The organism is Rhizobium sp. GN54 (assembly GCF_021026345.1).
GTDB lineage: Bacteria > Pseudomonadota > Alphaproteobacteria > Rhizobiales > Rhizobiaceae > Mycoplana.
Window position 1 is genome coordinate 12,690 of sequence record NZ_JAJNCZ010000009.1, and the last position, 25,563, is coordinate 38,252.

At 66.2% G+C, this 25,563-nt stretch carries 22 protein-coding genes; 11 read left to right on the forward strand and 11 right to left on the reverse strand.

The window, feature by feature from the left end:
- Nucleotides 1-24 precede the first annotated feature (24 nt).
- Complete coding sequence (locus tag LQK81_RS20455) at nucleotides 25-360, forward strand: hypothetical protein (protein WP_230808238.1); 336 nt, start codon at nucleotides 25-27, stop codon at nucleotides 358-360.
- A 34-nt stretch (nucleotides 361-394) separates the two neighbouring features.
- On the opposite strand, the gene glcF is transcribed toward LQK81_RS20455, so the two are convergent.
- From glcF to LQK81_RS20470, 3 genes are all read right to left on the reverse strand, one after another.
- Complete coding sequence (glcF, locus tag LQK81_RS20460; protein ID WP_230808239.1) at nucleotides 395-1,693, reverse strand: glycolate oxidase subunit GlcF; 1,299 nt, start codon at nucleotides 1,691-1,693, stop codon at nucleotides 395-397.
- Nucleotides 1,694-1,944: 251 nt separating this feature from the next.
- A complete protein-coding gene (locus LQK81_RS20465) occupies nucleotides 1,945-3,135 on the reverse strand; it encodes an FAD-binding protein (RefSeq protein WP_230808240.1) in 1,191 nt (396 codons plus the stop codon).
- Nucleotides 3,132-4,568 (reverse strand): FAD-linked oxidase C-terminal domain-containing protein, encoded by a 1,437-nt coding sequence (locus LQK81_RS20470; protein ID WP_230808241.1) that lies wholly within the window; start codon nucleotides 4,566-4,568, stop codon nucleotides 3,132-3,134. The genes LQK81_RS20465 and LQK81_RS20470 overlap by 4 nt, the downstream gene beginning before the upstream one ends.
- A gap of 107 nt (nucleotides 4,569-4,675) precedes the next feature.
- On the opposite strand from LQK81_RS20470, the gene LQK81_RS20475 reads away from it, so the two are divergent.
- The gene (locus LQK81_RS20475) at nucleotides 4,676-5,578 is read left to right on the forward strand and encodes a LysR family transcriptional regulator (RefSeq protein WP_230808242.1); all 903 of its coding nucleotides are present in this window, start codon (nucleotides 4,676-4,678) and stop codon (nucleotides 5,576-5,578) included.
- A gap of 3 nt (nucleotides 5,579-5,581) precedes the next feature.
- On the opposite strand, the gene LQK81_RS20480 is transcribed toward LQK81_RS20475, so the two are convergent.
- Complete coding sequence (locus tag LQK81_RS20480) at nucleotides 5,582-6,859, reverse strand: DUF3422 family protein (protein WP_230808243.1); 1,278 nt, start codon at nucleotides 6,857-6,859, stop codon at nucleotides 5,582-5,584.
- A gap of 176 nt (nucleotides 6,860-7,035) precedes the next feature.
- Between LQK81_RS20480 and LQK81_RS20485 the strand changes: the two genes are divergently transcribed.
- The 6 genes from LQK81_RS20485 (at nucleotide 7,036) to LQK81_RS20510 (ending at nucleotide 13,388) form a co-directional block, all read left to right on the forward strand.
- The gene (locus tag LQK81_RS20485; RefSeq protein WP_230808244.1) at nucleotides 7,036-7,845 is read left to right on the forward strand and encodes a FadR/GntR family transcriptional regulator; all 810 of its coding nucleotides are present in this window, start codon (nucleotides 7,036-7,038) and stop codon (nucleotides 7,843-7,845) included.
- A gap of 145 nt (nucleotides 7,846-7,990) precedes the next feature.
- A complete protein-coding gene (locus LQK81_RS20490; protein ID WP_230808384.1) occupies nucleotides 7,991-8,500 on the forward strand; it encodes an NUDIX hydrolase in 510 nt (169 codons plus the stop codon).
- A gap of 64 nt (nucleotides 8,501-8,564) precedes the next feature.
- On the forward strand, nucleotides 8,565-10,067 hold the full coding sequence (locus LQK81_RS20495) for an inorganic phosphate transporter (protein WP_230808245.1): 1,503 nt from the start codon (nucleotides 8,565-8,567) through the stop codon (nucleotides 10,065-10,067).
- 12 nt (nucleotides 10,068-10,079) lie between these two features.
- Nucleotides 10,080-10,817, forward strand: a complete 738-nt coding sequence (locus LQK81_RS20500) for a 16S rRNA (uracil(1498)-N(3))-methyltransferase (RefSeq protein WP_230808246.1) — start codon at nucleotides 10,080-10,082, stop codon at nucleotides 10,815-10,817.
- A 172-nt stretch (nucleotides 10,818-10,989) separates the two neighbouring features.
- Nucleotides 10,990-12,363 carry a glutamate--cysteine ligase gene (locus LQK81_RS20505; RefSeq protein ID WP_230808247.1) on the forward strand — a complete coding sequence of 458 codons (1,374 nt, stop codon included), beginning with the start codon at nucleotides 10,990-10,992 and terminating at the stop codon, nucleotides 12,361-12,363.
- A 155-nt stretch (nucleotides 12,364-12,518) separates the two neighbouring features.
- Nucleotides 12,519-13,388: a DUF937 domain-containing protein gene (locus tag LQK81_RS20510; protein ID WP_230808385.1), complete on the forward strand. Its 870-nt coding sequence runs from the start codon at nucleotides 12,519-12,521 to the stop codon at nucleotides 13,386-13,388.
- Between the two features lie 120 nt (nucleotides 13,389-13,508).
- Here the strand turns inward: LQK81_RS20510 and LQK81_RS20515 are convergent, their stop codons facing one another.
- Complete coding sequence (locus LQK81_RS20515) at nucleotides 13,509-13,805, reverse strand: DUF1127 domain-containing protein (RefSeq protein WP_230808248.1); 297 nt, start codon at nucleotides 13,803-13,805, stop codon at nucleotides 13,509-13,511.
- A 273-nt stretch (nucleotides 13,806-14,078) separates the two neighbouring features.
- On the opposite strand from LQK81_RS20515, the gene LQK81_RS20520 reads away from it, so the two are divergent.
- Nucleotides 14,079-15,032 carry a LysR substrate-binding domain-containing protein gene (locus LQK81_RS20520; RefSeq protein ID WP_230808249.1) on the forward strand — a complete coding sequence of 318 codons (954 nt, stop codon included), beginning with the start codon at nucleotides 14,079-14,081 and terminating at the stop codon, nucleotides 15,030-15,032.
- 102 nt (nucleotides 15,033-15,134) lie between these two features.
- Here the strand turns inward: LQK81_RS20520 and LQK81_RS20525 are convergent, their stop codons facing one another.
- Together LQK81_RS20525 and katA are read right to left on the reverse strand one after the other, a co-directional pair.
- Nucleotides 15,135-16,205 (reverse strand): D-alanine--D-alanine ligase family protein, encoded by a 1,071-nt coding sequence (locus LQK81_RS20525; RefSeq protein ID WP_230808250.1) that lies wholly within the window; start codon nucleotides 16,203-16,205, stop codon nucleotides 15,135-15,137.
- A gap of 212 nt (nucleotides 16,206-16,417) precedes the next feature.
- Nucleotides 16,418-17,902 carry a catalase KatA gene (katA, locus tag LQK81_RS20530; RefSeq protein ID WP_230808251.1) on the reverse strand — a complete coding sequence of 495 codons (1,485 nt, stop codon included), beginning with the start codon at nucleotides 17,900-17,902 and terminating at the stop codon, nucleotides 16,418-16,420.
- A gap of 195 nt (nucleotides 17,903-18,097) precedes the next feature.
- Between katA and LQK81_RS20535 the strand changes: the two genes are divergently transcribed.
- Complete coding sequence (locus LQK81_RS20535) at nucleotides 18,098-18,997, forward strand: hydrogen peroxide-inducible genes activator (RefSeq protein WP_230808252.1); 900 nt, start codon at nucleotides 18,098-18,100, stop codon at nucleotides 18,995-18,997.
- Between the two features lie 120 nt (nucleotides 18,998-19,117).
- Entirely contained in the window at nucleotides 19,118-20,473 is a 1,356-nt protein-coding gene (locus LQK81_RS20540) for an FAD-containing oxidoreductase (RefSeq protein WP_230808253.1), read from the forward strand.
- 157 nt (nucleotides 20,474-20,630) lie between these two features.
- Here the strand turns inward: LQK81_RS20540 and LQK81_RS20545 are convergent, their stop codons facing one another.
- The 4 genes from LQK81_RS20545 to guaB all read right to left on the reverse strand — a co-directional run bounded on the left by LQK81_RS20545 (nucleotide 20,631) and on the right by guaB (nucleotide 25,514).
- Nucleotides 20,631-21,377 carry a F0F1 ATP synthase subunit A gene (locus tag LQK81_RS20545; RefSeq protein WP_230808254.1) on the reverse strand — a complete coding sequence of 249 codons (747 nt, stop codon included), beginning with the start codon at nucleotides 21,375-21,377 and terminating at the stop codon, nucleotides 20,631-20,633.
- Nucleotides 21,378-21,641: 264 nt separating this feature from the next.
- Complete coding sequence (locus LQK81_RS20550) at nucleotides 21,642-22,523, reverse strand: dienelactone hydrolase family protein (protein ID WP_230808255.1); 882 nt, start codon at nucleotides 22,521-22,523, stop codon at nucleotides 21,642-21,644.
- 175 nt (nucleotides 22,524-22,698) lie between these two features.
- The gene (gene adhP / locus LQK81_RS20555; RefSeq protein ID WP_230808256.1) at nucleotides 22,699-23,727 is read right to left on the reverse strand and encodes an alcohol dehydrogenase AdhP; all 1,029 of its coding nucleotides are present in this window, start codon (nucleotides 23,725-23,727) and stop codon (nucleotides 22,699-22,701) included.
- 287 nt (nucleotides 23,728-24,014) lie between these two features.
- Nucleotides 24,015-25,514, reverse strand: coding sequence for an IMP dehydrogenase (gene guaB, locus LQK81_RS20560; protein WP_230808257.1), 1,500 nt, complete (start codon nucleotides 25,512-25,514; stop codon nucleotides 24,015-24,017).
- Nucleotides 25,515-25,563 lie beyond the last annotated feature (49 nt).

Here is a 25,563-nt window from a genome sequence, read left to right on the forward strand (position 1 = left end):
ATCCGTGCAATCGGAGATAGAGCCATGAATCGCACCCGCATCCTGACACTCATGCTTTCCGTCGGCCTCCTCGCGGGCTGTGCGCCCACCGAAAGGGAGTACGAGGCCCTCGTGACCACGCTGCAGGGCAGCGCGAAGGCCCGGCAGCTCGCGGTCAGCGAATGTACGAAGGGCTTTTCCACCAGCCAGAAACGCGCAGCCGCCGTCATCATCGACAGCACGGAAAAGAATGCTGCCCGGTTGGCGTGCACCCGGGCCGTCGAAGCCATGCGGTCTGGCCGACTCACCTATGCCGATGCCGTCGACATGAAGAGGGGCAAGTTCACGCCGAAGCTGGTCAAGATCGTCCAGGGACGATAGGCGCTCCGATCCCCCGGCGGCACCCCGATGCCGCTCACGCGAGCAGTGCCGGCTTCTCCCCGCCATAGGCCCAGTCCAGAAGCTCGATCGTGTGCAGGATCGGCACGTCGGTTCCCGTGGCGATCTGGGTGATGCAGCCGATGTTGCCGGTGGCGATCACGTCGGGCTTGGTCGCTTCGAGGTTCTTGACCTTGCGCGCCTTCAGCTTCGCCGAGATCTCCGGCTGCATGATGTTGTAGGTGCCGGCCGAGCCACAGCAGAGGTGGCCCTCGGCCGGATCGCGGACGGTGAAGCCGGCGGTCTTCAGCAGCGTCTTCGGCAGCTGCGTGATCTTCTGGCCGTGCTGCATCGAGCAGGCGGAATGATAGGTTACGGTCACCTGCTTCGTCTCCTGCTGCGGCAGGTCGAGGGTGGCGAGATATTCCGTGACGTCCTTCGCCAGCGCCGACACGCGCGCCGCCTTTTCCGCATAGTCCGGATCGAGGCGCAGCATGAAGCCGTAGTCCTTGATGGTTGTGCCGCAGCCCGACGCCGTGACGATGATGGCGTCGAGCCCGCCGTTGTCGACCTCGCGCAGCCAGACGTCGACATTGCGGCGCGCCGATTGCAGCGCCTGCTCCTCACGACCCATGTGGTGGACGAGCGAACCGCAGCAGACCTCGCCGGCCGGCGCGACCACCTCGACGCCGAGGCGGGTCAGGAGCCTGATCGTCGCCTCGTTGATCCCGGGCTCCAGCACCGGCTGCGCGCAGCCGGACAGGATCGCCACGCGGCCGCGGCGGGTGCCTGTCGGCGGATGCGTGGCCGGGCGGGCGCTTGACGAGGGCTTGGGGACGCGGCGTGGCGCCAGGTCCAGCATGGCGGCGAAGGGCTCGAGCCCCTTCACCTTCCGCAGCAGCCCGGCGAAGGGCCGGCCGAGGGAGGCCGCATGCAGGGCCAGCCGGAAGCGCGCGGGATAAGGCAGTACCGCCGCCAGCAGGTTGCGGATCATTCGTTCCCGGAACGGGCGCCGGTAGGTGTTCTCGATATGCACCCGCGCGTGATCGACCAGATGCATGTAGTCGACGCCGGACGGACAGGTGGTCGTGCAGGCGAGGCAGGAGAGGCAGCGGTCGATGTGGGTGACCACCTGCTCGTCGGCCGCACGGCCGTTCTCCAGCATGTCCTTGATCAGGTAGATGCGCCCGCGCGGACTGTCGAGCTCGTTGCCGAGGGTGACATAGGTCGGACAGGTGGCCGTGCAGAAGCCGCAATGGACGCATTTGCGCAGGATCTTCTCCGACGTCGCGACATGCGGATCAGCGAGCTGTTCGGCGGTGAAATTGGTCTGCATCAGGCCGAACCCTCTGTCTGTGTCGCATCGTGGGGATCGGCAAGGAAAGTCCCCTCCCCAACCCCTCCCCACAAGGGGAAGGGGCTTGCCGTGCCGCACCGCTCCAGGTTCTGCAGCAAGGTTGCGCCTGGCGCCGACGACCCGTTTGCCGAGGCCGTTCGGCAGTCTAGCCCCTCCCCCTTGTGGGGAGGAGTTGGGAAGGGGTTCCTGTCCACCGAAGAAGAGAAGAAGTTCCAGGCCATCATCGCCCCTCACCGCCCCGCCGGAAACAGGCCGGCCGGGTCGAACTTCTCCTTGATCCGCGCGGTCAGCGCCTCGATCGCCTCGGCCTGCGGCTGCAGCACCGGCGTTGCTGCCATGGCGGCGGCAGATGCGCGCAGCAGCGTCGCGTGCCCGCCACCGAGCGCCTTGATGTAGCGGCGGACGAGTTCGGCCTCCGGATCGGCCTCCATCCGCAGCCAGACGAGGCCACCCTGCCAGTCGTAATAGGCGTCCACGCCCGTCTCCAGGCGCAGGGCGGCGACGAGCTGATGGCCGACGGTCGGGGCAACGGAGACGCGCCAGAGCGGGCGCGCCGTACCGTCGGCATAGGGCTGGACGTCTCGGATCTCGCGCCAGAGCTGCGCGGTCGCGCCGGCGTCCAGCATCGATACCGCGCCGAACGGCGCCATGACAGAGGAAAGCTTCCCGGCACGGGCCGAGACCGAAGCCGCCAGCCCCTCGAGCCGAAGCACGGTCGCAGCGCCATCCGGCAGCCGTCCGCCGAGGATGCGGCCGCGCACGCTTTCGGGCAGGTGAGCGGCACCGGAGACCTCGACCGTCATCGACATGGCGGTCGCCATGGCGGCTGCGGCCTCCGCGTCGTTCAGGCCGGAGACGACGATCGTTGCCGCATCCTCCGGGACCGGCAGCAGCCGGAAGGTGACCTCGGTGAGGAAGGCGAGCGTGCCGCGCGAGCCGGCGAGCAGCTTCGAAAGGTCGAGACCGGTGACGTTCTTCATCACCCGTCCGCCCGCCTTGACGATCCCGCCCGCGCCATTGACGAAACGGACGCCGAGGAGGCTGTCGCGGGCGGCGCCGGCGACGAAGCGACGGGGGCCGGAAGCGTTGGTGGCAAAGACCCCGCCGATGGTCGGGATGCCGCCGGTGCCGAGCGCGGGGCGCAGGTCGAGCGGCTCGAAGGCGAGCATCTGGCGGTGTCTTGCGAGCGCGGCCGTGATGTCCTCGAGCGGGGTGCCGGCCTTGGCCGTCATCGTCATCTCGGCCGGATTGTAGGCGACGATGCCGGAGAGGTTGGCCGAGGACAGGATATCGCGGCCGCCGGCCTGGGCCAGCGTGCGCGTCCCGCCGCCGCGGATCTGCAAGGGGCTTCCGGCCGCCGCGGCGGACAGGACGATCCGCGCGGCGGCGTCTTCGGAGAGAGGATCGTGGATGACGCTCATGCCGCCGGTCGCCCTTCCAGCGGGAAGACCTTGGACGGGTTCAGGATCCATTGCGGATCGAAGGCAGCGCGCACCGCCATCTGCTGGGCGAGATCGGCCTCGGCATACTGGTGGCGCATCAGGTCGCGCTTCTCGATGCCGACCCCGTGCTCGCCGGTCAGGCAGCCGCCGGCATCGACGCAGAGCTTGAGGATCTCGTTGCCCGCCTCCTCGGCGCGGGCGGCATCCTCCGGATCGTTGGCGTTGAAGAGGATCAGCGGATGCATGTTGCCGTCGCCGGCGTGGAAGACGTTGGCGACGCGCAGGCCGTGGCGCTCGACGATCTCGGCGGTGCCGCGCAGCACGTTCGGCAGTTGGCTGAGCGGCACGGTGCCGTCCATGCAGATATAGTCGGCGATGCGGCCGGTGGCGCCGAAGGCGGACTTGCGGCCCTTCCAGATCAGCGCCGCCTGGGTGGCCGACTGGCTTTCCTTGACCACCTTCACCCCGTGGCGCCGGGCGATGTCGATGATCGCATGCAGCATGTCGTCCATCTCGGCCTCGGAGCCCTCAACCTCGACGATCAGCAACGCCTCGACGTCGCTCGGGTAGCCGGCGCCGGCAAAGGCTTCGCAGATGGTAATCGCCGGCCTGTCCATGAATTCGATGGCGACGGGGATGATGCCGGCTGCGATGATGTCGGCGACGCAGGCGCCGGCTTCCTCCGAACTGTCGAAGCCGAACAGCACCGGGCGGGCGCCTTCGGGCTTGGCGATCAGGCGCACCGTCGCCTCGGTGACGATGCCGAGCTGCCCCTCGGAGCCGCAGACGAGGCCGAGCAGGTCCAGTCCCGGCGCGTCGAGCGCCTTGCCGCCGAGTTCGACCACCGTGCCGTCGACGAGCACCAGCTTGACGCCCAGCAGGTTGTTCGTCGTCACGCCGTATTTGAGGCAATGGGCACCGCCGGAGTTCATGCCGATATTGCCGCCGATCGTGCAGGCGAGCTGGGAGCTCGGATCGGGTGCGTAGAAGTATCCGTCGGCGGAGACGGCATCCGAAATCGCAAGATTGGTGACGCCCGCCTGCACGGTGGCGCTGCGGTTGGCATAGTCGACGTCGAGGATGCGCGACATCTTGGAGAGGCCGAGCACGACGGCGTCCTCCTGCGGGATTGCGCCGCCGGACAGCGAAGTGCCGGCGCCGCGGGGAACGACGGGGATGGCGTAGCGATGGCAGTATTTCATCACTGCTGCGACCTGCGCCGTCGTCTCGGGCAGAGCGACCGCCAGCGGCACCCGGCGGTAGGAGACGAAGGCATCGGTTTCGAAGGGGACCAGTTCGCGCGGCTCGTGCACGAGGCAGCCCTCGGGCAGGAGATCCGCCAGGTCGGCGACGATCTCGCGCCGTCGCGACAGCACCGCCGCCCTCGGCGGCAGAAAGCCGATCTGCTCCATCGCGAAGCCTCCCCGATTCCAGAATTGGTCTTTTTTGTTTACCACTTTGCACATGCCCAGGCAAATGCTAAGCACCTTTTCCACTAGGGCGAAAATGGACCGCATTTGTGACGGACCTGGGTGATCTGGACATATTCTCGCGCGTCGTCGCCACCGGCAGCATGTCGGCTGCGGGGCGGACGCTGGGGCTGTCGCCGGCGGTCGTTTCCAAGCGAATCAAGCGGCTGGAGGAAAGGCTCGGCACGCGGCTCCTCCAGCGCACCACCCGGCAGATCTCGCTGACGGAAGCCGGACAGGGCTTTCACGAGCGCATCGTCGCCATCCTTGCCGGCATCGAGGATGCGGAAGCCTTCGTCTCCGGCCGCGCGTCGGCGATGAAGGGGAGTTTGCGGATCTCCGCGCCCACATCCTTCGGGCGGATGCACATCGCCCCGCATCTGAACGGCTTCATGGAAGCCAATCCGGAACTCGTCGTCAACCTCGTCCTGACCGACGATTTCTCCGACATCGTCGGCGAGGGTTTCGATCTCGCGATCCGGATCGGCGAACTGCAGGATTCCTCGCTCGTCGCCCGCAGGCTCGCTCCGGTCCGGCGCGTGCTCGCCGCCGCGCCCTCCTATCTGGAGCGCCACGGAGCGCCGCAATCGATCGGCGACCTTGCCGGCCACGTCTGCATCCCGCCGCACAGCCAGGACGCTTGGCGACTGGAGGGACCGGACGGTACGGTGATCTACCGGCCGCAGGGAATGCTCGTCACCAATTCCAGCGAGGTGGTGCGCGAGGCGGTGATCGCCGGCATGGGGATCGCGCTCCGCTCGACTTGGGACATCGGCGCCGAGCTCAGCGACGGCCGGCTGGTGCAGGTGCTGCCGCAATACGAGGGCTCGCGCAACGTCGTGCTCTCGGCGATCTATGCCAGCCGGCAGTTCCTGCCCGCCAAAGTTCGCGTCTTCATCGACTATCTGGCCGAGCTCTACGGCCCGACACCCTACTGGGAACACGCCCTTTAAGGTTCAATGCGCGTCCTCCTCCGCATGGCGGCGGCGGATCGCGCGGACCAGCAGCCACATGCCGAAGACGACGACCGGAACCGACAGGCCCGTCAGCGTCTCCGGCTTGGCCGGCAGGCCGAGGTCGTGCAGGGCCTTGGCGACGTAGCCGAACAGGCCGACGACATAGTAGGAGATCGCCGCGACCGACAGCCCCTCGACCGTCTGCTGCAGGCGCAACTGCAGCTTCGCGCGGCGGTCCATCGAGTTCAGCAGCGTCGCGTTCAACTGCTCCAGTTCCACGTCGATCCAGCTGCGCAGGAGTGAGGTCGCCCGGGCGAGCTTGCGCGACAGGTTGGCCTGGCGCTCCTCGACGGACTGGCAGGTGCGCATCGCCGGCGCGAGACGGCGCTCTAGGAAGAAGCCGAGCGTCTCGTGGCCGGGAATCGCCACCTCCGCCAGCGTGCGGATGCGCTCCTGCACGATGCCGTAATAGGCGCGGCTGGCGCCGAAGCGGTAGAGGCTGAGCGCGGCATTGGCCTCGAGCTCGGCGGCGAGCCGGGTGATCTCGGCGAGCATCGAATCGGCCTCGTCGCGCGCATGCTGCTTCATCCGCTGGGTCACGGCCGTCAGCCCGTCCTCGATGCGGCGGATCTCCGGCGAGAGCGACTGGGCGAGCGGCAGCCCCATCATGGCGAGCGTCCGGTAGGTCTCGATGTCGAGCAGGCGCTGCACCAGCGCGCCGCGGCCGGCGGGCGTCATGCCGCGGTCGATGACGAGGATCTGCGTCAACCCGTCGCCGTTCTGGCGGAAGTCGGTGACGATCGTCGCCTGCCCGTCCTTGACGTCGCTGTAGCAGAGGCTGGTGGGATCGAAGACGCTGATCGCCTCGCGCGTCTCGGGCGTGTCGGGGCGAAGCTCCAGGCGGATGCCGGCGATCAGCGTGCCGGGCGGGGAGAAGCTGTCGCCGAAGGGATGGACGGGCACCACCTCGCCGAATTTCGCAGGCGCCGGACTGTCCCAGAAATAGGTCGAGAACTCGGTATGGCGCTCCCAGCGCAGCGTCCCCTGCCCCCAGCCCATGGCGTGGTGGTTGGCGTCGCGCGCCGGCGGCGATACCCCGCGCGAACGCGACAGTTCCGCCAGCACCGCATGATCGACCGCAGTCCCCCCTTCGGTCAAAAACGCCAGCTGGAAGATCACGCGCGGCGAGGCCACCAGCGTATAGGGCCTTGCGTGGATCTCGCCGAGCGCCTGTGCGCGCTGGGCCGCCGGCGGAAACGCGAAGCTTCCGTTCTTCATCTCCGCATCGTCCCCTCCTGGCGCATGCTTGCATGTTCAGCTTAAACGACAATTCAGCGCTGCAAAGGGCGCAGTGACGCATCCCCCACGAATTTACAGGCCATTCATTCTTCGCCCCTCATCGCGCAGCTGGACAAGTTTATTGACCAGTTACCGGCGGCTGCTATCCTCAGCGCATGGAAAGCGTCCCGACCCGCCCCGATTTCGATCTCTTCGCGCGCGTCAGCCACAGCCGCACGGCGGACGAGGTCGTGCGACAGATCGAGCTTCTGCTGCTCGAAGGCATCCTGCGCGACGGCGACCGGCTGCCGGGCGAGCGCGAGCTTTCGCAGCGCCTCGACGTCTCCCGCCCGATCCTGCGCGCGGCGCTGAAGGAACTGGAGACGCGCGGCCTGCTCGTCAGCCACCACGGCGGCGGCACCTATGTGACCGACATCATCGGCCAGGTCTTTTCCAGGCCCGTGGTCGAGCTGATTGCCCGCCACCAGCGCGCCACGATCGACTACCTGGAGTATCGCCGCGCACTGGAGGGCATCACCGCGGAGCTTGCCGCACAGCGCGCGACGGACCTCGACCGGAAGATGCTGGTCGGTATCCTCGAGGACATGCGCCGGGCGCATGCGAGCGGCCGGTTCGAGGACGAGCTTGCCGCCGATGTCGACCTGCACAACGCCATCGGCGAGGCGGCGCACAACATCATCCTGCTGCACACGCTGCGCTCCTGCTACCGGCTATTGGAACAGGGGATCTTCTTCCATCGCCATCTCGTCTTCGCCTCCGAAGAGGCGCGGCTGCAGCTTCTCCGTCAGCATGAGGCGATCTGCGAGGCCATCGTCGGCGGCGATCCGGCCGCTGCCAAGGCGGCCGCGCAGGCGCATATCGACCATATCGCCGGCGCGATCCGCGAGGCCGAGCGGACCGGCGAATGGCAGCGTATCTCCCAACTCAGGATGCAGCAGCGCAACGCTTCCGCAAAAAGCGTGTAGCACCACCGCCATTTGGCCCATATTTGTCGCTATCGCAGGGCCTTCGCCCACCGCGGCCGGTTTACAGGGCTGCAAAAGCTTTCATACTTCGATCGAGACGGAACCCGAATCAGCCCGCGTGAAGCTGGAAGGAATGAAGAAGAAATTGAACCTCGTGCACCGTATAGCCAGCGACGTGAGTCTGATGTTCCGGCGGCCTGCGCGCCTGCAGTATGCAGCGCTGTGCTACCGGCACAGGAAGAAGCTCGACGCGCTCGAGGTGCTGCTGATCACCAGCCGCGACACCGGCCGTTGGGTCATCCCGAAAGGCTGGCCGATGCAGGGCCGGGAGTCCTATGCCGTTGCCGAGCGCGAGGCCTATGAAGAGGCCGGCGTCAAGGGCAAGGTGCACAAGGAACCGGTCGGCTACTACATGTATGAAAAGGGACTGGCGCAGGGGATGACGGTGCCCTGCAAGGTGCACGTCTATGCGCTGGAGGTCGACGACCTCTGCAAGAACTTTCCCGAAAAGGACGAACGCCGGCTGGAATGGGTCAGCCCGTCCGAGGCCGCCGAACGCGTGGCCGAACCCGGCCTGAAGTCCCTGCTCGTCCATTTCGAGCGGGACTGGAAGGCCCGGCACCAGGCCGCGCCTGCGAAAAATGCGCGGGCCTGATCGCCCCATCTTATTGCTCTCGCGATCCTGAGGCATTAGTGCCACCGTGACGCTGGAGCATCGGATGGAAAATACCCCCAAGCGGCTGGGCAAGCCGACACTCGACAAGGATCTCGACAAGCTGACGCGGGTCGAGGCGGCGACGCAGTTCGTGTCGCGGGGGCTGATCGCGCCGGGGATCGGCTTCATCTTCCTGGCGCTCGCCATGATCGTCGCCGGTTCCTATGTGATCGACCAGCCGGGGGCTGCCATCGTCGTCGCCGGCGCGGCACTCGCAGCCTACATGGCCATGAACATCGGCGCCAACGACGTCGCCAACAACGTCAGCCCCGCCGTCGGCTCGGGCGCGTTGACGATGGCCGCCGCACTGGTGATCGCGGCCATCTTCGAGACGCTGGGGGCGGTGTTCGCCGGCGGCGATGTCGTCTCCACTATCTCCGAGGGGATCGTCGCGCCTACCTCGATGCCCGCTGCGACGCTCGTCTGGGCCATGCTCGCCGCACTGCTCGCGGCCGCCGTCTGGATCAACGTCGCGACCTGGATCGGCGCGCCGATCTCGACCACGCATGCCATCGTCGGCGCCGTCATGGGTGTCGGGATCGCCGCCGCCGGCCCGGATTCGGTGAACTGGAGACTGATGTCGGGCATTGCGACGAGCTGGGTGGTCTCGCCGCTGCTCGGCGGGGTCGTGGCGGCCGGGACGCTGTACTTCATCAAGGAAACGATCATCTACCGCGACGACAAGATCGAGGCGGCGCGGCGGTGGGTGCCGGTGCTGATCGCGATCATGAGCGGCAGCTTCGCCGCCTATCTGGTGTTCAGCCCGCTCGACCACATCATGGGCCTCGGGCTCGTCGCCTGCCTTCTGGTCGGGCTCGCCATCGGCGGACTGACCTACGTCGTCAGCGTGCCGGTGATTGCCCGGCAATCGGTCGGACTGGAAAACCGCAACCAGTCGCTGCGCAAGCTGTTCCGCGTGCCGCTGATCGTTTCCGCAGCGCTGCTGTCCTTTGCCCACGGCGCCAACGACGTGGCCAACGCCATCGGGCCGCTCGCCGCCATCGTGCATGCCACCCGCACCATGGAAACGGGTTTCGACAACGTCTTGCCGCAATGGGTGATGCTAATCGGCGCGCTCGGCATTTCGCTCGGGCTGCTGCTCTACGGGCCGAAACTGATCGACCTCGTCGGTAAGGAGATCACCAAGCTCAATCCGATGCGGGCCTATTGCGTGGCGCTCTCGGCCGCCGCCACGGTCCTTCTGGCCTCCGCCTTCGGGATGCCGGTCAGTTCGACGCATATCGCTGTCGGCTCGGTCTTCGGCGTCGGCCTCCTGCGCGAATGGTATACGAAGAATTCCCCGCGCCGCCTCGAATACATCCGCCGGCGTGGCGGCATCGTCAGCCCGGAGGACATGGAGGAGCGCAACCCGTACGAGATCAGGCGGCGCCGGCTGGTGCGCCGCTCGCATTTCATGACCATCATCGCGGCCTGGATCGTCACCGTGCCGGTCACTGCGATCGTGGCGGCGATCCTGTTCACCATCCTCCACGCCCTGTTCGGCTGACGGGAGAAGACAATGCGGGCCAACTATCGCATGCAGCGGCTGTTCGTGGAGGCAGACCTTGTCGCCGGGTCCTCGTTCGAGGTCTCCAAGGAGCATTTCCACTATCTCGCCAACGTGCTCAGGGCCGAGGACGGCACGCGACTGCTCGTCTTCAACGGGCGCGACGGCGAATGGACGGCCGACGTCTCCTATCCCACCCGAAAGCGGCTGCTTCTCACCGTGGCCGAGCAGTCCCGCCCGCAGCCGGCGGCGAGCGACCTGCACTATCTCTTCGCACCGCTCAAGGTCGGCCGTCTCGACTATCTCGTACAGAAGGCCGTCGAGATGGGCGCCGGCGTCCTGCAGCCGGTCATGACCCAGCACGTGCAGGGAAAGATCGGCAGCCTGGAGCGGCTGGAGGCGAACGTGATTGAGGCGGCCGAGCAATGCGGCATCCTCGGCATTCCGAAGGTTGCCCCGCCCCGCCGCCTCGACGAACTTCTCCGCGACTGGCCGCAGGATCGCCGCATCGTCTTCTGCGACGAGGGTCATGACAGCCAGAATCCGCTGTCCGTTCTCCAGGCAATCGGCGAGCGAAAGCTTGCCCTTCTCGTCGGGCCGGAAGGTGGATTTTCCGATGCCGAGCGGGCGCTGCTGCGCGGCCTTCCCTTCGTCACGCCGATCCCGCTCGGGCCGCGGATCCTGCGGGCCGATACGGCTGCGGTCGCGGCCATGGCGGTGATCCAGGCCACCGTCGGCGACTGGCACTGAACAGCCGGCGCCAACGTCCCGGAATTCCGCGTCAAAGGCTTGCGACAAAAGAGCTTTCTGTTTTTTTGAAGGCATCTTGAAAGAAATTTGCTTGCACCGCACATAATTACGGTCCAAGCACCTTCACCTGCCTGGCCTTGCGGCCGGGTCCCACCTGCACAAGAAGACGCCCATGGCCCGTGACACCACCGACCAGACGCCGGTTCGCTCGACAGCGGAATTGGCCGAATACCTCGCTTCCGGCTGCAAGCCGAAGGAGCAGTTCCGGATCGGCACGGAACACGAGAAGTTCGTCTTCTTCACCGCCGACAACAGCCCGGTTCCCTATTTCGGCGAGCGCAGCATCTCCGCGCTCCTGACCGGCATGCAGCAGAAGACGGGCTGGGAACCGATCGAGGACGGCGACAACATCATCGGGCTTGCCGGCCCCTCCGGCGCCGGCGCGATCTCGCTGGAGCCCGGCGGGCAGTTCGAGCTCTCCGGCGCGCCGCTGGAAAACCTCCACCAGACCTGCAAGGAATCGAACCAGCACCTGGCGACGCTGCGCGAGGTCGCCGAACCGCTCGGTATCCGCTTCCTCGGCATGGGTGGCAGCCCGAAATGGACGCTGGACGAAACCCCGCGCATGCCGAAATCGCGCTACGAGATCATGACCCGCTACATGCCCAAGGTCGGCACCAGGGGGCTGGACATGATGTACCGCACCTGCACGATCCAGGTGAACCTCGACTTCTCGTCCGAAGCAGACATGCGCCGCAAGATGCAGGTGTCGCTGAAGCTGCAGGCGCTCGCGACCGCGCTCTTCGCCTCCTCCCCCTTCACCGACGGCCGGCCGAACGGCCTGCTCTCCTGGCGCGGCGACATCTGGCGCGACACCGACAACAACCGCGCCGGGCTGATCCCTTTCAGCTTCGCTGCGGATTTCGGTTTCGAGCGCTACGTCGAATGGGCGCTGGACGTGCCGATGTACTTCGTGGTCCGCGACGGCAAATATCACGATTGTACGCACATCACCTTCCGCCAGTTCATGGCCGGTGCGCTGAAGGGCGAGATCACCGACTGGCAGCCCAACATGGGCGACTGGACCAACCATCTCTCCACCCTCTTCCCAGACGTCCGGCTCAAGCGCTTCCTGGAGATGCGCGGCGCCGACGGCGGCCCCTGGCGACGGATCTGTGCGCTGCCGGCCTTCTGGGTCGGGCTTCTCTATGACGACACCGCCCTTGCCGCCGCCGAGGACCTGACGCGCGACTGGACGGTCGAGGAAGTCTCGGCGCTGCGCGATGCCGTGCCGGCACAGGGCCTCGCTACGGTCCATCGCGGCAAGCCGCTGTGGGATCTCGCCCGCGAGGTGATCGCGATCTCGCGTGCCGGCCTTGCCGCCCGCGCCCATCTCAACGGCGACGGCGTGGACGAGACCGTCTTCCTGTCGCCGCTGGACGAGGTGCTGGCCAAGAAGGCGACGCTCGCCGAGGACATGCTGGCGCTCTACAACGGCCGCTGGAAGGGCTCCGTCGAGCCGGTCTTCGCCGAATACCAGTACTGATGCGTTCGTCCTGAAGCGTTCGTCGCCGGCGACAGACCGGCCGGACCGGTCACGGAAGAAACCGGTTTCCGCCGCCGCTATTGCCGTTATAGTGCAAGGTCATGCAGCCGCATGCACCGGCGCTCGACGCCGGCACGACGACAAGGGGAACGGCGATGATCGCACTGTACGACTTGATGCTGAAGGCCCAGAACGGCAGCGCTCTGGACGTGATGGCAAAGCAGTTCGGGCTGGCCCAGCAGCAGGCGAACGAGGCGATCTCGGCGCTGATGCCGGCCTTCTCGGAAGGGATGAAGCGCAGCACTGCCAACCCCTATGATTTCAGCAGCTTCCTGAAGGCGCTCTATTCCGGTGACCACGCGAAATATTTCGAGGACATGACCAAGGCGTTCACGCCGACGGGCATTGCCGAAGGCAACGACCTGCTTTCGCAGTTCTTCGGCTCCAAGGAGGTGTCGCGGGCGATTGCCGCGCAGGCCGCCCAGATGACCGGCATCGGGCAGGAGATCTACAAGCAGATGCTGCCGGTGGTCGCAAACACCCTGATGGGCGGCCTGTTCAAGCAATCGACCTCGTCCTTCTTCCCCGGCATGCAGCAGCAGGGCGCCGACAATCCCTTCCTGGCGGCCATGCAGCAATGGATGGAGGCGACGGGGATGGCCCGGAAGCCGGAGCCGCAGACCAATCCTTTCAGCAATCCGTTCAACAATCCCTTCACCCAGGCCTTCTTCGGCACGGCGCCGAAGAAGGAGACCCAGGACCTCTTTGCCGACAATCCCTTCGCCAAGGCGTTTGCCGACATGATGGGGGCGATGTCGGGCAAGAAGCCGGATGCGGATGCGCCCCCGGAGAAGGCCGAGACGCCGGCCGATTCCTGGTCGAAGTTCGTCAACACGCTGTTCGACACCGGGCTCGAGATGCAGAAGGACTACCAGAAGAACATCGAAGGCATCTTCGACACGATGACCAGGCAGGCCGAGGCCGGCACGCAGAAGCCGAAGAAGGCCCCGAAAGCCCCGGAGTGACAGCCAGGGGCCGGCACCCAGTCCAGAATGAAAAAAGCCCGGCGGAACCGTGAAGGTCGCGCGCCGGGCAAGCGGCAGGGTTATTGGCTCTCACCCTGCGGGGAAGCTTGGAGGGGGACCTCAGTCGGTCCGGCCGCTCCGGATGTGTCTGCGCGCCCGTTCGCGCGCCGTGATCGTCAGGTGCAGGCCGGGATCGGCGAAGAAGGTCGAGGTCATCGCCTCGGCGATGTCCCCGCGCCTGAGCCCGATATCCAGCAACTGATGGTCGTCGAGTTCGTTCAGGTGGCCGATCGCGACCCGGTTACGCCATGTGCGGACCATCCGGACGGCCGACAGGCGGAAGCGGGCAAAAAGCGAGGGGACGGGGCGGCGCGAACCGGCGAGGTCGAGGTCGACATGATGGTCAAAGGTGCGCATGGCACTTCTCCTTTCCGGTGCAACGCGCCATCACGGCAAAAATGCGCGCACCTGTAATCGTTTCGCCAGCCGGGATCGGCGGGCGGCAAAGGTTTTCGGTCTTGCAAAAAGTCCCTCCCGGCTGGAACGCGCCCGGGACGGATCTGTACTCCTCCAGGGCGACGTCCGGCGGACCGTTCGTTCACCCTGCAAGGCCTTTTTCGCAAAATGACATTGATCAGTCCAACGAATGTTTCTAATAGTATTTATCAAACCCTCTGATGGAACATCGCCATGTCCGCTCCGCTGGATATCGATCAGCTGCATACCTTCGTCGCGATTGCCGACACCGGCTCCTTCACCAAGGCTGCCGATCGGGTGTTCAAGACCCAGTCCGCCGTCTCCATGCAGATGCGCCGGCTGGAGGAGCGCATCGGCAAGCAGCTTTTCATGAAGGACGGCCGCGGCAACAGGCTGACGGCGGAGGGCGACCGGCTGCTGAACTTCGCGCGGCGGATGATCCGGCTGAACAACGAGGCGATCGCCGCCTTCGACGACAACCGCCTCGAGGGTTCGCTGCGCATCGGCACGCCGGACGACTATGCCGACCGCTACATGCCCGAAATCATCATGCGTTTCGCCAAGACCCATCCCAACGTCGAGCTCTACATCGTCTGCGAGCCCTCGGTGGATCTGGCCGAGAAGATGAGCAAGGGCGAGCTCGACATTGCGCTCGTGACCCACAATCCGCGCGAGCGCCAATCGGACGTGGTCCGCACCGAGCCGCTCTGCTGGGTGATGTCGGCCAACCATCCCCTGCCCGAGAACGCGCCGGTGCCGCTCGCGGTCGGCCGGCGCGACTGTCAGTGGCGGCAGGTCGCCTGTGCAGCGCTCGATTCGGTCGGCCGCGACTACCAGGTACTCTTTACCAGTTGGTCCTCGACCGTCGTCGCCGCTGCCGTCATGGCCGGCATGGCCGTCTCCGTCCTGCCGGAATCCGCACTGCGGCCCGGCATGCGGGTCCTGACGCAGGCCGACGGCTTCCCGCCGCTCGCCCCCGTCCAGATCGGCATCATGAAGCGGCCGGGGCTTTCGCCGTCGCTGATGAACGCGATCACCAGCCACATCACCGCCTGCCTCGACAACATCTCGCCGCTCGCCGTCAACGACGACCTGCCGGAGGCCGAGGTCAAGACCTTCCCCCGTCTGCCGCGCCTGCGGCCGGGTCATGTGCTGCCGGGGTGGTGAGCCGGCCGCGCGCCGCCTCCCGGTCGTAGCCCGGCGGCATTTGTGCCCGCCAGGCCGATCGTGGGGCATTCAGGACAGTGAAATTCCGTTGCGGCCCCGACGCTAACGCCCGGCGCGCGCCAAGCCGTGCGCCACCAGCCGGTCGATAACCTCGGCATAGGGAACTCCGCTCGCCGCCATCGCCTTGGAATACATGCTGATATCGGTGAAGCCCGGGATGGTGTTGAGCTCGTTGACGACAAAGCCCATGTCGTCGGTGACGAAGAAATCGACGCGGGCCATGCCGTCGCAGCCGACGGCGCGGAAGGCTCTGGCCGCCGTCTCGCGGATCCTGTCCTCGACCTCCGGCGGCAGTTCCGCCGGGACCTTCAGCGCCGCCCCCGCCTCGTCGACATACTTGGCGTCGTAGCTGTAGAAGCCGTGGCTTTCCGCCGGCACGATCTCGCCCGGGCGGGAGACGAAGAGGCCGCCCTCTGTGTCTTCGAGAACGCTGCACTCGATCTCGCGGCCGCGAACGAACTCTTCCGCCAGGAGCTTGCGGTCATGGCGGAAGCCTTCGGTCAGAGCCGCCTCGTACTGCGCGGCACTCGAGACCTTGCTCACGCCGACGGACGAGCCCTGCCGGGCCGGTTTGATGAAGACCGGCAGGCCGAGAGCCGCCTCGACGTCCGCGAAGGCCGGAGCCGCGTCCTGCCGAATCGTCAGCGAGCGTGCAGCCGGCAGGCCAGCCTCCAGCAGCAGCCGCTTGGCGATGTCCTTGTCGAGCGCCGTCGCCGAACCGAGGATGCCACAGCCGACGAGGGGGACGCGCGCGACCTCCGCCAGCCCCTGAACGGAGCCGTCCTCGCCGAAAAGACCGTGCAGGACGGGAAACAGGACATCGATCTTCGCCAGTTCGTGCGGCGCGCCTTCGGTCGGGATCGCCACGATCCGCCCCTCCCCGCCGGCAACGAGGCAGAGTTCGGTTCCCTCGGTGGGACGTGTGAGCTCGGCGCCATCGAACCGGCTGAGCAGCCACAGCCCCTCGCGGGTGACGAAGACCGGCACGGCGTCGTATCTCGTAGGGTCCAGCGCCCGCATCACGTTGGTCGCCGACATCACGGAGACGTCGTGCTCGCTGGAGCGGCCGCCGAAAAGCACAGCGATGCGCAATCTGCTGGATGTGTCTGGCATGCGGTCCCCCGATTGGTGCTGGTGCGATCGGATCGAGCAATTGCGTCGACGTGAGGGCAACCGCAAGGCGGGTGACGCTTTATACAGCGAAATCAGCGAGCGCCGGGAGGACGACAGGCTGTCGGATGGGGACCCCGGTCCCGTCAGGCTGCGATCCCGCCCCGTCGCCGGGGCAGGATCTTCTACTTTGTCAGGGCTCTACCGCCCTCGCCTTACTCGGCCGCCGTGCTGATTGTATCGGCCTCATAGCCGTGCGCGGCCTTCAGCGCGGCGCGCACGCCGGCCTCGTAATCCGGATGCACCTGCCGGTAATGGGCCATCTGGCGCTCGATGATCGCCCCCGGCACGCCGCCCATGGCTGCGGCGATGTTCGAGAACAGGCGACCCTTCTGCTCGTCGTTGAACAGGTTGAAGAGCGCGCGCGGCTGCGAATAGTCGTCGTTGCCGATACGGTGGTTGTAGCGGTCGGCATCGCCGGTGATCGCCAGCGGCGGCTCCTTGGCCGACGGCAGTTCGGCGGCCGAGCCCGATACCGAGTTCGGCTCGTAGTAGGCGTCGACATTGCCGGTCTTCTGGCCGAAGAAGTTCATCTGCCCGTCCTTGTGGTAGTGGTGGACGGGACAGCGGGGGGCGTTGACCGGAAGCGCCTCGTAGTGCGTGCCGAGGCGATGGCGGTGGGCGTCGGCATAGGAGAAGACGCGTGCCTGCAGCATCTTGTCCGGCGAGTGGCTGATACCGGGGACGATGTTCGACGGCGAGAACGCGGCCTGCTCGATCTCGGCGAAATAGTTCTCCGGATTGCGGTTCAGCTCCATGACGCCGATGTCGATCGGCGGATAGTCCGCATGCGGCCAGACCTTGGTCAGGTCGAAGGGGTTGTAGGAAGTCTTGTCGGCGTCGGCCTCCGGCATGATCTGCACCTGGACCGTCCAGCGCGGGAACCTGCCGTCCTCGATCGCGCCGAACAGCGCCTCCTGATAGCCCTCGCGGGTCTTGCCGATGATGCCCTCGGCCACCTCGTTTGTGTAGTGCTCGTGGCCCTGCTGGGTCTTGAAGTGGAACTTCACCCAGAAGCGTTCGCCGGCATCGTTCCAGAACGAATAGGTGTGCGAGCCGTAGCCGTTCATGTGCATCGGGGTGATCGGCAGGCCACGATCGGAGAACAGGATCGTCGTCTGGTGCAGGCTTTCCGGCGACAGCGACCAGAAGTCCCACATCGCCGTCGGCGAGCGCAGGTTGGTCTTCGGATGGCGCTTCTGCGTGTGGATGAAGTCGGGGAACTTGTAGGGGTCGCGGACGAAGAAGACCGGCGTGTTGTTGCCGACCAGGTCCCAGTTGCCCTCTTCGGTATAGAACTTCAGCGCAAAGCCGCGCACGTCGCGCTCGTGGTCGGCGGCACCCAGTTCGCCGGCAACGGTCGAGAATCGGGCGATCATCGGCGTCTCGGCGCCGGGCTGCAGCGCCTTGGCGCGGGTATATTTCGAGATGTCGCCGGTGATCTTCAGCGTGCCGTAGGCACCCCAGCCCTTGGCGTGCACGACCCGCTCGGGGATGCGCTCGCGGTTCTGGTGGGCGAGCTTCTCGAGCAGTTGGTAATCCTGCATCAGGATTCCGCCGCGCGGGCCGGCCGTCAGCGAATTCTGGTTGTCACTTATCGGCGCACCGGCCGTCGTGGTCATCGTAGGGCGATCAGACATGGGATCCTCCTGTTTGCATTCCCTTCACAGGCGCCCGGCCAACGGAGAAGGCGGCGCGTCCTCCGTTCTAGGCCAGGCTTTCGGCTTTCGTGTGAAAGCCGGCCTTCCTGGAATTGTTCTAACGAGCCTTTGTCCCATCCCTGAAAGATAATTTCCAATTGTATTTCCATTCAATATTGATAAGAAAATCCTATCATGACTACCATTCGTCAAATGCGCTATTTCGATGCGCTGGCCGCCACCCTGCATTTCGGCCGCGCCGCCGAGCTGGTCCATGTCAGCCAGCCGGCGCTGTCCCAGCAGATCAAGGAGATGGAGGAGGCGCTGGGCGCGAAGCTCGTCGAGCGCAGCCGCGGCAACACGCTGCTGACCCGCAAGGGCGAGGAGATTCTGGCCCATGTGCGCACGATCCTTTCCGAGCTCGACCGGCTGGAGCATACCGCGCGGCGCAGCGACGGCATCCTCGGCGGGCTGATCCGGCTCGGCATCATCCCAACCGTCGCGCCATACCTGGTGCCGCGGCTGGTGCCGCACCTGCGCAAGGCGCATCCGGCAATCGAGATCGAGCTGAGGGAGGCGGTGACCGACCGCCTCGTCGGCGACCTCACCGAGGGCCGGCTCGACCTCGTGATCGCCGCCTTGCCGATCGACAACGAGGCGATTTCGACGCGACCGCTGTTCCGCGACCGGTTCTACATGGCGATGGCGGAGAACGACAGCGAGGTGCTGATGTCGCCGCTGTCGGAATCGGACGTCGACCCCAACCGCCTGCTGCTGCTCGAGGAAGGTCACTGCCTGCGCGACCAGGCGCTTGCCGTCTGCGGCACGGCGGGAAAGCGCAGCCTCGTCAATTTCGGCGCCACCTCGATGGCGACGCTCCTGCAGATGGTGTCCCACGACATGGGCATGACGCTGATTCCCGAGATCGCGGTGCCCACCGAGACGCTGCGCAACGCGATCCGCATCGTCCCCTTCGCCGATCCCCAGCCATCCCGCGAGATCGGGCTCGCCTGGCGCCGGGGAATCGTCGGTGCGGAGGAAACCGACGCGATCGCACAGGCCGTGCTGGCCTGCGTGGAGACACAGAACGGGTGAACCGCTGCGTGATCGCGGCGGTTGTGCTATGCTCGCGCCGACTTGCGGCCGAAAAGGGCGAAAAGCCTCTGTGAGGCGCAATGCCCCGGACGTCGTGCACGGATCCTCCGGAGCGGGCTGATGCGAAAGTTCGATGCCATTGTTGTCGGCGCCGGCCAGGCCGGGCCATCGCTTGCCGCACGCATCGCCGAAGGCGGCAGGACAGTCGCAATCGTCGAACGAAAGTTCCTTGGCGGAACCTGCGTCAATGCCGGATGCATGCCCACGAAGACGCTTGTGGCCAGCGCCCGCGCGGCGCATGTCGGTCGGCGAGCGGCGGACTTCGGCGTCAGGGTTTCTGGCGACGTCACGGTCGACATGAAGGTCGTCAGCCGGCGGGCGCAACGGATCACCCTGGATGCGCGCAACGGATTGGAAGACTGGCTCGGCAAGATGGAGCGCGTGACCATCGTCCGCGGCCATGCCCGTTTCGAGGCGAGCGACAGGCTCAGCGTCGATGGCGAGCCGATGATCGCCCCCTGGATCTTTCTCAATGTCGGCGCCCGCCCCGCAATTCCCGACATGGAGGGCCTCGACGGCATCGATTTCCTCACGAGCACCTCCATTCTGAGCCTCGACACCCTGCCCCGCCATCTGGCCATTGTCGGCGGCAGCTACATCGCCCTGGAGTTTGCGCAGATGTACCGGCGGTTCGGCGCAGAGGTCACCGTGATCGAGCGCGGTGCCCGGATCGCTCCACGCGAGGACGAGGATGTCTCTCGGGCCATCCGCGAGATCCTCGAAGCGGAGGGCATCCATGTCCTGACCGGGGCGGAGCATCCGGCCTTTGCGCGGAGCAGGAGCGGCACGCGGATAACCGTCGGAGAAACCGAGATCGACGCCAGCCATGTCCTGCTCGCAACCGGACGCAGGCCCAACACGGATGATCTCGGTCTCGAAGCGGCCGGGATCGTGGTGGATCGCAAGGGCTATGTCACGGTCGACGACAAGCTTGCGACCAGCGTGCCCGGCATATGGGCACTCGGCGACTGCAACGGGCACGGCGCCTTCACCCATACCTCCTACAACGACTTCGAGATTGTCGCAGCCAACCTGCTCGACGGAGAGGATCGCAAAGTCTCAAGCCGCATCCCCGCCTACGCGCTCTATATCGACCCGCCGCTCGGCCGGGTGGGAATGACCGAGCAGGAGGCCCTGGCTTCCGGCCGCAAGGTGCTGGTGTCAAAGCGGGCGATGAGCCAGGTGGGGCGCGCCAAGGAGCGCGACGAGACCAAGGGCTTCATGAAAGTGGTCGCCGATCCGCAGAGCGGAAAGATCCTCGGCGCCGCCATTCTGGGCATCGAGGGAGACGAAGCCATCCACGGCATCGTCAATGCCATGAATGCCGGGACCGGCTACCGCGACCTCGAATGGTCGGTCCCGATCCATCCGACGGTTTCGGAGCTGATCCCCACGCTCCTGCGCGGTCTCGCCTAGAGCATTTCCGACGATTATTGAATCGCCGGCAATGCTCTATCTCCTTGGTTTTACGCAATTCCAGACGCAAAATCGGTTCCCACTTTTGCTGGAATTGCTTTAGGCGTGTCATCGCGGTGCCCACCGGGACGCGGATGGCCCTGCGCTGCGGCCTTCTTCAATGTCCGGGATGCAGCGCGTCGTTCAGGTACATGCAGGCCAGCATGGTGAAGACGTAGGCCTGGATTAGCGCCATCAGAAACTCCAGCGCCGTGATCGCCACAGTCATCAGCAGCGGCATGATGGCTGCGACGACCCCAAGGGTCCCCAACCCGCCGAGGCCGACGACGAAGCCGGCAAACACCTTCAGCGTGATATGCCCCGCAAGCATGACGGCGAACAGACGCACGGAGTGGCTGACCGGCCGGGACATGTAGGAAATGATCTCGATCGGCACGATGATCGGAACCAGGATCGCGGGCACGCCGGCCGGTTTGAAAAGCCGAAGAAAGCCGAGGCCGTGCCGGAAGAGCCCGTAAAGGGTCACGGTCGCAAAGACGATGCCCGCGAGCGCGGCGGTGACGACGATATGGCTGGTGACGGTGAAGGCGTAGGGAAACATGCCGATCAGGTTCGCCACGAGGATGAACATGAAGAGGGAGAACACCAGCGGAAAGAAGCGCATGCCCTGTTCTCCGGCATTGTCCCTCAGCGTCTTTGCGACGAACTCGTAGAGCATTTCGGCGCTGGATTGCCAGCGCCCGGGAACAATCAGCCCCTTCGCCGTCGCCAGGACCAGAAAGCCGCTGGCTATGGCGACCGTTGCCACCATGTATGCGGACGCATTGGTAAAGCTCAGGTCCAGGGATCCGATGCCGAGGTTCACCAGCGGGTTGACTTCAAATTGTTCAATGGGACCGGCCATGACTTTCCTTCGACAGTCTGCGGGCGCGAGGATGCATGCACGCGACGACGCCTGCGCGCCGCGGCGCGCTTACGGATCGCGAACCTGGTGAAAATTCTGAATTGGGGAACGTGTTCATTCCGGCGGCCCGTTGATCCCGATTGCGAGATGCGGGGCCGTCCCCGGAACGTTTCAAGGCGCAGGTCGTCCTGCGCGCGTGTTCTTTAGCCGGACCGCCCCTGCATTGCAAGAACCTCCCGGTCCTGCGCGTCGCCGGAAAGCAGGCTATCCGTTCAGGTTCTTCTTCAGGAACTCGACCGTGCGCTGCCAGGCGAGTTCGGCTGCGGCCTTGTCGTAGCGGGCGGCCGAGGTGTCGTTGTTGAAGGCGTGGTTGACGCCCTCGTAGAGGAACAGTTCGTAGGTCGCACCCGCGTCGTCGAGCGCCTTCCTGTAGGCGTCGATGCCGGCGTTGATGCGCTCGTCGAGGCCGGCATAGTGCAGCATGACCGCCGCCTTGATGCCGCCCACGCCCTCGGCCGGCGGCTGGGCGCCGTAGTAGGCGACGGCCGCCTTGAGGTTCGGGTCGGCGACGGCCAGCTGGTTGACCAGCCCGCCGCCCCAGCAGAAGCCGATCGCGCCGACCCTGCCGTTCATCCAGTCGAGCTCGGACATGTAGGCGACGGTGGCGACCGCGTTCTCGACGGTCACGGCACGGTCGAGCTTGCCGAACATCTCGCGCGCCTTGTCCTCGTCGGGCGGCGTGCCGCCTTCCAGCGAGAGAAAATCGGGGGCGAGCGCCACGAAGCCCTCGAGCGCCATGCGCCGCGCCACGTCGCGGATATGCGCGTTGAGGCCGCGGTTCTCATGGATGACGATGACGCCGCCGAGCTGGCCCTGCGCGTCCTTCGGCCGGGCGATATAGCCACGCATCTGCCCCTTGGGTGCCGCCCAGGTCACCTCCTCCGTGGTCAGCCGCGTGTCGCTTTCGGCGACGATCTGGGCGCTGGCGCTGTTGGCGGCCAGCAGCGGCGCGATCGCTGCGGCACCGGCGGCCGATCCGGCCAGCGCCGTCAGCCGCTCCATGAAGCGGCGACGGTCGAGCGTCAGGTGCGTGTATTCGTCATAGGCGTCGATCATCGCCTGGGTGATCTTCGGCATGCGTTCCATGACCCCGTCCTCCCGTTCGTTGACGCCTGCCCGGCGCAGGTTCCGGCGAGGAAGGATAAGTCAACAGGCGCAGCATTTCGAAGGCAACCCTATCACGAACGCGTGATATCGGGTCGCGCGCGCCTTGCAGCCCGCCGGCGCCACCTCCACGCCGGCGCGGAGGACGCGTCGCGCCTCAGGAACCGAGCCCGAGGACGATGCGGCCGTCGATCTTTCCCTGCTCCATGCACTCGAAGATCGCGTTGATGTTTTCGATCCTGTCCATGGAGTAATGCGCCGCGACCTTGCCCTCACCTGCAAACTCCAGCGCCTCCTCCAGATCCTGGCGAGTGCCGACGATCGAGCCGCGCACGGTGATCCGCTTGAGTACGGTATCGAACACAGGAAGCGAGATGAAGCCGGGCGGCAGGCCGACGAGCGCCATCGTGCCCTTCGAGCGCAGGAACCCGTAGGCCTGCTCCATGGCCTTGGGGGAGACGGCGGTGACCAGCGCGCCGTGGACGCCGCCGATCTCCTTCTGCACGGTCGCGACCGCATCGGGCTTGCGCGCGTCGACGACGAGGTCGGCGCCGAGATTCTTGGCGAGCGCCAGCTTGTCCTCGAAGAGGTCGGCCGCGACGACGTTCATGCCCATCGCCTTGGCATATTGCACCGCCATGTGGCCGAGGCCGCCAATACCGGAGACCACCACCCATTCGCCCGGCTTCACTTCTGCTTCCTTCAACCCCTTGTAGACGGTGACGCCGGCGCAGAGCACCGGGGCCGCGGGTGCGAATTCGAGATTGGCCGGCAGGTGGCCGACGAAGGCCGGATCGGCCAGGCCAAACTCGGCAAAGGTGCCGTCGACGGAATAGCCGGTGTTCTGCTGTTCGGCGCAAAGCGTCTCCCAGCCGGTGTTGCAGTAGCTGCAGCAGCGGCAGGCGGTATGCAGCCACGGCACGCCGACGCGGTCGCCCTCCTTCACGCGCCTGACCTTGGCGCCGATCTTGGCGACATAGCCGACGCCCTCGTGCCCGGGAATGAACGGCGGGTTGGGCTTCACCGGCCAGTCGCCCTTTGCCGCGTGGAGATCGGTGTGGCAGACGCCGGTCGCTTCGTACTTCACCAGAATCTGGTCCGGGGCGGGCTCGGGAACATCCACTTCCTCGATCGTCAGCGGCTTGCCGAACGCCCGTACGACGGCTGCTTTCATCCTGCTTGCCATGGCCATTCTCCCTTCCCTTCCCTTGCGTGCCGTGCCGGTCGGAGTGCCCCGCCGGCGCGGGTGTTTCCGTTTGCCCAGGCGGATCGCACGGGGCGGCGGCCGCCTGTCGCTGGCGCCGCCGGCCACGCCGGGGGTACCCGAAACACTATGGCCAATGCGCCATAGAGGGAAGTTGACCTCGGTCAAACGTGTCTTCGCGCCTGTCGCAGAAATGCGACGGCGGCCGTCGATCTGACCGACGACCGCCGCGCCAACGGCTTCTTTCCGCGGAAGGTCCCGTCAGTCGATCAGCCGACAGAGCCCGGATAGTTCGGGCTCTCGCGGGTAATGGTCACGTCATGGGCGTGGCTTTCGCGCAGGCCCGCGCCAGAGATGCGCACAAAGGTGGCGCGGTCCTGGAACTCCTTGATGTCGCGGCCGCCGACATAGCCCATCGAGGCCTTCAGGCCGCCGGCGAGCTGGTGCAGCACGCCCGAGACCGGCCCCTTGTAGGGCACCTGCCCCTCGATCCCTTCCGGGACCAGCTTCAGCGTGTCGCGGACCTCCGCCTGGAAATAGCGGTCGGCCGAGCCGCGCGCCATCGCGCCGACAGAGCCCATGCCGCGATAGGCCTTGAACGAGCGGCCCTGGTAGAGGAAGACCTCACCCGGGCTCTCGTCGGTGCCGGCTAGCAGCGAGCCGACCATGACCGCCGAGGCGCCGGCGGCGATCGCCTTGGCGAGGTCGCCGGAGAACTTGATGCCGCCGTCGGCGATGACGGGGACGTCCTGCGCCTGGCCCGCCTCGACGGCGGCCATGATGGCGGCGAGCTGCGGCACGCCGACGCCGGCGACGATGCGCGTGGTGCAGATCGACCCCGGGCCGATGCCGACCTTGACCGCATCCGCGCCCGCATCGATCAGCGCCCTCGTGCCGTCCGCGGTGGCGACGTTGCCGGCCATGATGCGAACCGAGTTGGAGAGCTTCTTGACGCGGCTGACGGCGTCGAGAACGCGCTGCGAATGGCCGTGCGCGGTATCGACCACGATGAGGTCGACGCCGGCATCGATCAGCCGCTCTGCGCGCTCGAAGCCGTCGTCACCGACGGAAATCGCAGCGGCGGCGCGAAGGCGGCCCTGTGCATCCTTGGAGGCGTTCGGGTTCAGCTGCGACTTCTCGATGTCCTTGACGGTGATCAGGCCGACGCAGCGGCCGTCGGTGTCGACCACCAGCAGCTTCTCGATGCGGTGCTTGTGCAGCAGCCGCTTGGCTTCCTGCTGGTCGACGCTTTCCTTCACCGTGATCAGGTTTTCCCGCGTCATCAGCTCGTAGATCTTCTGCTTGGGATCGGAAGCGAAGCGCACGTCGCGGTTGGTGAGGATGCCGACGAGGCGGCCGGCGACGCCGGCCTTGGCGTTCTCGACGACCGGGATGCCGGAGATGCCGTGCGCCTTCATCAGGGCCAGCGCATCGGCGAGCGTGGCGTCGGGGCCGATCGTCACCGGGTTGACGACCATGCCGCTCTCGAACTTCTTGACCTGGCGGACTTCCTCGGCCTGCTCGGCCGGCGTCAGGTTGCGGTGGATGACGCCGAGGCCGCCGGCCTGGGCCATGGCGATCGCCAGCCGCGCCTCGGTGACGGTGTCCATCGCGGACGAGAGGATCGGCAGGTTAAGGTCGAAGTCCCTGGCGATGCGGGTGGCGATGTTCGTCTGCCCCGGCATGACTTCGGAGTGGCCGGGCTGCAGCAGCACGTCGTCAAACGTCAGTGCTTCCAGTCCGGTTGCGGTTTCAATGATGCGCGCCATGGCCAAATCCCTTCGGTGAACAAGCTACGGTCCAGGGGACCCCTTGGGA